The following is a 6,789-nucleotide window of genomic DNA, read 5'->3' as shown; positions in this document are numbered from 1 at the left end:
GGCCCGGGCGGCCGCCCCCGCCGCCGGGCGCTCGCCCGGCTCACCGACGACTGGCTGGCCGGGCTGCTCGCGGCCGCCGGCGCCCCGCCCGGCGTCGCGCTGGTCGCGGTCGGCGGGTACGGGCGGGGCGAGCTGTCCCCGCGCAGCGACCTGGACGTCCTGCTGCTGCACGACGGGCCGGTCGCCCCGGAGCTGCCCGAGCGGATCTGGTACCCGGTCTGGGACTCGGGCGCCAGGCTCGACCACGCGGTGCGCACCGTCGCGGAGGCCCGCGCGGTCGCCGCCGCCGACCTCAAGGCCCAGCTCGGCCTGCTGGACGCCCGGCACCTCGCCGGGGACCGGGCGCTCACTGACGCGCTGCGCGCCGCGGTGCTCACCGACTGGCGCGCGAGCGCCCCCGCACGCCTGCCCGAGCTGCGCGAGCTGGTCCGCGAGCGGGCCGAACGGCACGGTGAGCTGTCCTTCCTGCTGGAGCCGGACCTCAAGGAGGCCCGCGGCGGCCTGCGCGACGTCGTGGCGCTGGACGCGATCGCCGCCAGCTGGCTGGCCGACGCGCCCCGGGACGGTCTGGACGACGCCGCGCGGTGGCTGGCCGACGTGCGCGACGCCCTGCACCTGGTCACCGGCCGGGCCACCGACCGGCTCGGCCTCCAGGACCAGGACCAGGTCGCCGAGCGGCTCGGGGTGCTGGACGCCGACACCCTGCTGCGCCGGGTCTACGAGGCCGCCCGCACCGTCGCGTACGCGGGCGACGTCACCTGGCGGGCGGTGGACCGGGTGCTCGCGGCCCGTGGCGGACGCGGTCGGCGGGTGCGCCGGCTGGGCATCCCGTTCGCCGGCTCCGGACGCGGCGCCGGCGCGGTGGCCCGGGGCGCGGTCGAGCGGCGGCCGCTCGCCGAGGGCGTGGTCGAGCAGGACGGCGAGGCCGTGCTCGCCCAGGGCGCCCGCCCGGCCGCCGACCCGGTGCTGCCGCTGCGCGCCGCGGCCGCCGCCGCGCAGAACGGGCTGACCGTCTCCTACGCCACGGTGCGCCGGCTGGCCGCCGAGTGCCGCCCGCTGCCGGTGCCCTGGCCGGACGAGGCGCGCGAGCAGCTGGTCACCCTGCTGGGCGCGGGGGAGTCGGCCGTCCCGGTGTGGGAGGCGCTGGAGGCGGAGGGGCTGGTCCGCCGGCTGATCCCGGACTGGGAGCGGGTGCGCTGCCGTCCGCAGCGCAACGCGGTGCACCGCTGGACGGTGGACCGGCACCTGGTGGAGACGGCGGTGCGGGCCGCCGCGATGACCCGCCGGGTGGCCCGCCCGGACCTGCTGCTGGTCGCCGCGCTGCTGCACGACATCGGCAAGGGCTGGCCGGGGGACCACAGCGAGGCCGGCGAGGTGATCGTCCGCGACCTCGGCGCCCGGATGGGCTTCGGCCCCGAGGACACCGAGACCCTGGCGGTGCTGGTCCGCCACCACCTGATGCTGGTGGACACCGCGACCCGGCGCGATCCGGACGACCCGGCCACCGTCGAGGCGGTCACCAAGGTGGTCACCACCCTGCCCGAGCTGGAGCTGCTGCACGCGCTCACCGAGGCGGACGCGCTGGCCACCGGCCCGGCCGCGTGGAGCGGCTGGCGGGCCTCGTTGGTGGAGGGCCTGGTGGCCCGGGCGGCGGACCGGCTGGCCGGGGCGGGCACGCCACCGGCGGAGACGGCGCCGACCGCCGAGCAGGAGCGGCTCGCGGTCGAGGCCGCCCGGACCGGGCAGCCGGCGCTGTCGCTGCGGGCCCGGTCCGAGGGGGCGGAGCCGGGCGCCGAGCCGATGGGCGTCGAGCTGAACCTGGCCGTCCCGGACCGGCCCGGGCTGCTCGGCACCGCCGCCGGGGTGCTCGCGCTGCACCGGCTGGCCGTCCGCTCGGCCGGACTGCGCGAGCTGGACCCGGTGGGCGCCGGGCCGGTGCTGCTGCTGTCCTGGCGGGTGGCGGCCGAGTACGGCGAGCTCCCGGAGGCGGCCCGGCTGCGGGCCGACCTGCGCCGGGCGCTGGACGGCTCGCTGGACGTCACCCGCCGCCTCGCCGAGCGGGACGCCGCGGCCCCGCGCCGCCGGGGCATCCCCACCCCGCCGCCGCTGGTCGCGGTGGCGCCCGCGGTGGCCTCGGCGACCGCGACGGTGCTGGAGGTCCGCGCGCACGACGCCCCCGGGCTGCTGCACCGGATCGGCCGGGCGCTGGACGGGGCGGGCGTGCGGGTGCGCACCGCGCACGTCTCCACGCTGGGCGCGGAGGCCGTCGACTCGTTCTACCTGACCGACGGGGCGGGCCGTCCGCTGACCGCCCGGCGGGCCGGCGAGGTGGCGGCGGCGGTCCGGGCCGCGCTGGGCTGACGTGCGCCGGAAGGCTCCGGGGGCGGGGGCCGAGGAGCTTCGGGAGCAGGGGTGGAGACCGTACCCGGGGCGGCCGGATACCCTGGGGGGCGACGACCGTACCGATACCGATGCCGCAGAGGACCCGCGACGACGTGTTCGACACCCTTTCCGATCGCCTCGCAGCGACGTTCAAGAACCTCCGGGGCAAGGGCCGCCTGAGCGAGGCGGACATCGACGCCACCGCCCGCGAGATCCGCATCGCGCTGCTGGAGGCGGACGTCGCGCTGCCGGTCGTCCGGGCCTTCATCAAGCAGGTCAAGGAGCGGGCGCTCGGCGTCGAGGTCTCCGGTGCGCTGAACCCGGCGCAGCAGATCATCAAGATCGTCAACGAGGAGCTCATCTCCATCCTCGGTGGCGAGACCCGCCGGGTGCGGTTCGCCAAGAGCGGCCCGACGGTGATCATGCTCGCCGGTCTCCAGGGTGCCGGTAAGACCACCCTGGCGGGCAAGCTCGGCCACTGGCTGAAGAAGCAGAAGCACACCCCGCTGCTGGTCGCCTGCGACCTCCAGCGCCCCAACGCGGTCAACCAGCTCCAGGTGGTCGCCGAGCGCGCCGGCGTGGCCTTCTACGGCCCGCAGCCGGGCAACGGCGTGGGCGACCCGGTGCAGGTGGCCAAGGACTCGATCGAGTACGCCAAGCAGAAGCAGTACGACGTCGTCGTCGTCGACACCGCCGGCCGCCTGGGCATCGACGCCGAGCTGATGCAGCAGGCCGCCGACATCCGCGCCGCGGTGAACCCGGACGAGGTCCTGTTCGTCGTCGACGCGATGATCGGCCAGGACGCGGTCACCACCGCGCAGGCCTTCCTCGACGGCGTCGACTTCACCGGCGTGGTGCTCTCCAAGCTCGACGGCGACGCCCGCGGCGGTGCCGCCCTGTCGGTCGCGCACGTCACCGGCCGGCAGATCATGTTCGCCTCCAACGGCGAGAAGGTCGACGACTTCGACGCCTTCCACCCGGACCGGATGGCCTCGCGCATCCTCGGCATGGGTGACGTCCTCTCGCTGATCGAGAAGGCCGAGCAGACCTTCTCGCAGGAGGAGGCGGAGAAGATCGCCGCCAAGCTGCGCGGCGGTCCGAAGCAGTTCACCCTGGACGACTTCCTGTCCCAGCTGGAGCAGGTCCAGAAGATGGGCTCGATCTCCAAGCTGCTCGGCATGCTGCCCGGCATGGGCCAGATCCGGGACCAGATCAACAACATCGACGACAAGGACGTCAACCGGGTCGGCGCGATCATCAAGTCGATGACCCCGGCCGAGCGGGCCGAGCCGGAGCTGATCAACGGCTCCCGCCGGGCCCGCATCGCCAAGGGCTCCGGTGTCCAGGTCGGCGAGGTGAAGAACCTGGTCGAGCGGTTCTTCGAGGCCCGCAAGATGATGTCCGCGATGGCCTCCGGCAAGGGGATGCCGGGCATGCCGGGCATCCCGGGCATGGGCGGCGGCGCGAAGAAGTCCGGCAAGAAGGCCCCGCAGGCCAAGGGCAAGCGCAAGAGCGGCAACCCGCTGAAGCGCGCCCAGGAGGAGGCCGCGGCCGCCGAGCGCCGCGCGCTCGGCCCGGGCGCCGGCCAGTCCCCGGCGGACGGCGGCGCGTTCGGCCTCGGCGCGGGCAAGGGCCCGGCCGACTTCGAGCTGCCCAAGGAGTTCAAGGACCTGCTGTAGTCCTCGACCGGCTCCCGTCGGCCCGTCGTCCGGTGTTTCCGGGCGGCGGGCCGATCGCGTGTCCGATGATGGGGGCATGCGAGTGATGATCAGGGCCCCGAGGGCCGAGGACACGGCCGGGTACGCCGAAGCGGTCCGGCGGTCCGCCGAACACATCGGACGGTGGAACCCGGTCGAGCCGGACGGACTGCCCGACCTGCTGAAGCGCCAGGGCTCCGGGCTGCGCACCTTCCTGATCGTCGACCGGGAGACCGGCGGACTGGTCGGCAAGGTGAACGTCGCCAACATCGTGATGGGCCGGTTCTGCAACGCCTCGCTGGGCTACGACTCGTACGTCCCGTTCAACGGCACCGGGCGGATGACCGAGGGCATGCGGCTGGTCGTGGACCGCTGCTTCGCCCCGCAGACGGCCGACGGGCTCGGGCTGCACCGGCTGGAGATCAACGTGCAGCCGGAGAACGAGCGCTCGATCGCGATGGCCAAGCGGCTGGGCTTCCGGCACGAGGGCTTCACCCCGCGGATGCTGTTCCTCCAGGGGGACTGGCGCGACCATGAGCGGTTCGCGCTGACCGCCGAGGAGTGGCCGGGCGCGACGGCATAGTCGCTGGTGGGAGGGGTCGGCGCGGCCGTACGGCGGTCCGGGCGCGGCGTTGCGATTGGCCCGCCCGAGCACCTGTCCGTATTGTCCGATGGGTGACCGAACCCGTGCCGCCACGTCAGACCCCCGACCAGCCCTGGCGTTCGGAGGGCGCCCCGCCCCCGCCGCCGCCCAAGCGCCGGATGCCCGGCGGCTGGGTGGGCCTCGCCCTCACCGCCCTCGTGGTGTTCCTGATCTCGGACCTGCTGCTGTCCTTCTTCGGCCCCGCCGGCGCCACCACGATCTCGTACACCGAGTTCAACAACCAGCTGAACAAGGGCAACATCACCAAGATCTACGCCAAGGGCGACGCGATCGAGGGCACCCTCAAGACCGCCCAGCCCAAGCCGGACGGCGGCAAGGGCGACTACACCGAGTTCGACACCCAGCGGCCCTCCTTCGCGGGCGACAACCTCTGGACCACCCTGCAGCAGCAGGGCGTCGAGGTCACCGCCACCTCGCCGGTCCAGCAGCGCAGCTTCCTCACCAACCTGCTGATCTCGCTCGCCCCGATGCTGCTGCTGATCTTCATCTGGGTGCTGCTCGCCCGCCGGATGGCCGGCGGGCTCGGCGGCGGACCGCTCGGCCGCAAGGCCCCGCCGAAGCCGGTCACCGCCGAGGAGGGCAAGCGCACCACCTTCGCCGACGTGGCCGGCATCGACGAGGTCGAGGCCGAACTCACCGAGGTCGTCGACTACTTGAAGAACCCCGAGCGGTACCGCAGGCTCGGTGCCAAGATGCCGCGCGGCGTGCTGCTGAGCGGCCCGCCCGGAACCGGCAAGACCCTGCTGGCCCGGGCCGTGGCCGGCGAGGCGAACGTGCCGTTCTTCTCCGCCTCCGCCTCCGAGTTCATCGAGATGATCGTCGGCGTCGGCGCCAGCCGGGTCCGCGAGCTGTTCGCCGAGGCCCGCAAGGTCGCCCCGGCGATCATCTTCATCGACGAGATCGACACCATCGGCCGCCAGCGCGGCGCCGGCGGCGGCATGGGCGGGCACGACGAGCGCGAGCAGACCCTCAACCAGATCCTCACCGAGATGGACGGCTTCAGCGGCTCCGAGGGCGTCATCGTGATCGCCGCGACCAACCGGGCGGACGTGCTCGACCCGGCGCTGCTGCGCCCCGGCCGCTTCGACCGGCGGATCACCGTCAGCCCGCCCGACCGGGAGGGCCGCGCGGCGATCCTGCGCATCCACAGCCGCAGCGTCCCGCTGGCGGGCGGCACCGACCTCAACCAGCTGGCCAAGGTCACGCCGGGGATGACCGGTGCCGAGCTCGCCAACCTGGTCAACGAGGCCGCGCTGCTGGCCGTCAAGCGCAAGCAGGACGCGGTCAACGAGCGGGACCTCTCGGACGCGCTGGAGAAGGTCCAGCTCGGTGCGGTGCGGCCGCTGGTGATGCCGCAGGAGGAGCGCGAGCGGACGGCGTACCACGAGAGCGGGCACGCGCTGCTGGGCATGCTCCAGCCCGGCGCGGACCCGGTCCGCAAGATCACCATCGTGCCGCGCGGCCGCGCGCTCGGCGTCACCCTCTCCACCCCGGAGAACGACCGCTACTCGTACACCGAGCCGTACCTGCGCGGCCGGATCATCGGCGCGCTCGGCGGCATGGCGGCCGAGCAGGTGGTCTACGGGGTGATCACCACCGGTGCGGAGAGCGACCTGGAGCAGGTCACCAACATCGCCCGCGGGATGGCCGGGCGCTGGGGGATGAGCGAGCGGGTCGGCCGGCTCACCGCGGTGCCCTCCGACCCGCAGGGCGCGTACGGGCTCTCCGCCGCGCCGACCACCCTGGACGCGGTGGACGAGGAGGCGCGGCGGATCGTCTCCGAGTGCTACGACGACGCGGTGCGGATCCTGACCGAGCAGCGGCACCGGCTGGACGCGCTGGCGGCGGCGCTGCTGGAGGCGGAGACGCTGGACGAGGCGGCGGCGTACCGGGCGGCGGGGGTGCCGCGGGAGGGCTCCGCGGGGGCCGAGGGTTCCGACGGGCCTGCCGGCGGGTCCGGCGGGTCTGGTGGGGCTGACGGGGCTGACGGGGCCGACGGGGACGACGGGAAGTCGATCGACCGGGCGTGAAGTCGAGGGCCGGGGG

General features: G+C 74.7%; 4 protein-coding genes. All 4 read left to right on the top strand.

Annotated elements, in window-relative coordinates; genetic code table 11:
- Positions 1-2,361, top strand: a 2,361-nt coding sequence (locus ACFU6K_RS26905; protein ID WP_380667184.1) for a [protein-PII] uridylyltransferase, incomplete at its 5' end; no start/stop codon positions are given.
- Positions 2,362-2,495: 134 nt separating this feature from the next.
- Complete coding sequence (ffh, locus tag ACFU6K_RS26900; RefSeq protein WP_380667186.1) at positions 2,496-4,061, top strand: signal recognition particle protein; 1,566 nt, start codon at positions 2,496-2,498, stop codon at positions 4,059-4,061.
- Positions 4,062-4,137: 76 nt separating this feature from the next.
- Complete coding sequence (locus ACFU6K_RS26895) at positions 4,138-4,662, top strand: GNAT family N-acetyltransferase (protein WP_079271904.1); 525 nt, start codon at positions 4,138-4,140, stop codon at positions 4,660-4,662.
- Between the two features lie 92 nt (positions 4,663-4,754).
- The gene (ftsH, locus tag ACFU6K_RS26890; RefSeq protein WP_380667182.1) at positions 4,755-6,773 is read left to right on the top strand and encodes an ATP-dependent zinc metalloprotease FtsH; all 2,019 of its coding nucleotides are present in this window, start codon (positions 4,755-4,757) and stop codon (positions 6,771-6,773) included.
- Positions 6,774-6,789 lie beyond the last annotated feature (16 nt).

Origin of the sequence: Kitasatospora sp. NPDC057512 (assembly GCF_042802135.1) — a bacterium.
GTDB lineage: Bacteria > Actinomycetota > Actinomycetes > Streptomycetales > Streptomycetaceae > Kitasatospora.
This window is presented reverse-complemented; position numbering and strand designations above follow the sequence as displayed.